Consider the following 1,571-nt stretch of genomic DNA (forward strand, 5'->3'; position numbering starts at 1 on the left):
ATGGATGCCGCGCTCACAGGCTGGGTGGCCCTCTGTGTCAGAATAGTTGTCGTCTCGATAGATCCTGAAACCAGAGGGCGACAAAGGAAGAACGAAGTGGCCAGATACGGACAGTCCTTCAAGGACAGGGCGGTTGCACGGCTGTTGCCGCCAGAAAGTGTCGCGGTGCAGACGCTGGCGCGAGAGCTGAGCATTTCAGCTGCGACGCTAGCGCGCTGGCGAGCCGAGGCGCTCTCCCAGCCCGTTGGCGAGCGGGGCTGGAGTGCGGGGGCCCGATTCGAAGCGGTGCTCTCGACCGCCGCGATGGACGAGGCGAGCAAAGGGGCCTGGTGCCGCGAGCATGGCGTGTATCCCCAGACGCTCGAGCAATGGCGCACCGCCGCCCTGCAGGCGCTCGATGAGCCCGAGGAAGTCGCACGGCAGGCTCTGCGGGAGAAGAAGGCCGAGCGGGGTCACATCAAGGAACTCGAGCGCGACCTGCGCCGCAAGGAAAAGGCGCTGGCCGAAGCGGCAGCGTTGCTGGTGCTATCAAAAAAGCTCGAAGCGATCTTCCCCAAGGACGAGGACGCATGATCGGCCTGGAAGATCGCCAAACACTGGTCCGACACATCGATGAGGCACACGCAGCCGGCGCGCGCCTACGCCCGGCCTGCGAGGTCGCAGGCATGACGCTGCGCACCCTGCAGCGCTGGAAAGCGCAGGAAGGACTGCGCCAGGGGGACCGCAGGCCCCTGGCAAAGCGTGCGCAGCCGGCGCATGCGCTCAGCGACGAAGAACGGGCGAGGATCCTGGCGTTGGCCAACGAGCCCCGTTTCGCCGACCAACCCCCGGCGCGCATCGTCCCCACGCTGGCCGACGAGGGCGTCTATCTTGCCAGCGAATCGAGCTTTCAGCGCGTACTGCGAGCCCACGGACAAACCCGTCACCGGGGGCGCAGCCGTGCGCCGCAGCGCACCCGAGCGCCGACGACGCACGTAGCCAGTGTCCCCGGACAAGTGTGGTGCTGGGACATGACCTACCTGCCCACCCACGTGAAGGGGCAGTGGTTCTACCTGTATCTGATCATGGATCTGTACAGCCGCAAGATCGTCGGCTGGGAGATTCATGCCACCGATGAGGCAGAACACGCGGTGAGCCTGCTCAAGCGCACCGCGTTGGCCGAAGGCCTCCACGCCCTGCCGGAAAAACCCGTGCTGCACGGCGACAACGGCAGCACGCTCAAGGCCACCACGGTGTTGGCGATGCTGCACTGGCTGGGGATCAAGCCCTCATACTCTCGCCCCAGGGTGTCCGACGACAACGCCTTCGTCGAATCGCTCTTCAAGACGGCGAAGTACCGCCCCGAATTCCCGGCGCGCGGCTTCGCCAGCCTGGACGAAGCCCGCCAGTGGGGACAGCACTTCGTGCACTGGTACAACGTCGAGCACCGCCACAGCGGCCTGCGCTACGTCACCCCCGCCCAACGGCATGCCGGGGAAGACCATGCGATCCTGGCGGCACGGCACCAGACCTATCTTCAAGCCCGCGAACGTCACCCGGCGCGCTGGTCCGGGCAGACACGGGACTGGACA

At 66.2% G+C, this 1,571-nt stretch carries 1 protein-coding gene; it reads left to right on the plus strand.

All coding sequences use genetic code 11. From position 1 onward, the window contains the following. Positions 1-96: 96 nt before the first annotated feature. A protein-coding gene (locus OA56_RS09525; protein ID WP_461584940.1) for an IS3 family transposase occupies positions 97-1,571 on the plus strand; the annotation gives its coding sequence in 2 pieces (ribosomal slippage) (positions 97-529 and positions 529-1,571; 1,476 coding nt annotated over the 2 pieces). This gene is flagged as partial in the annotation.

The organism is Tepidiphilus sp. HLB4 (assembly GCF_054823945.1).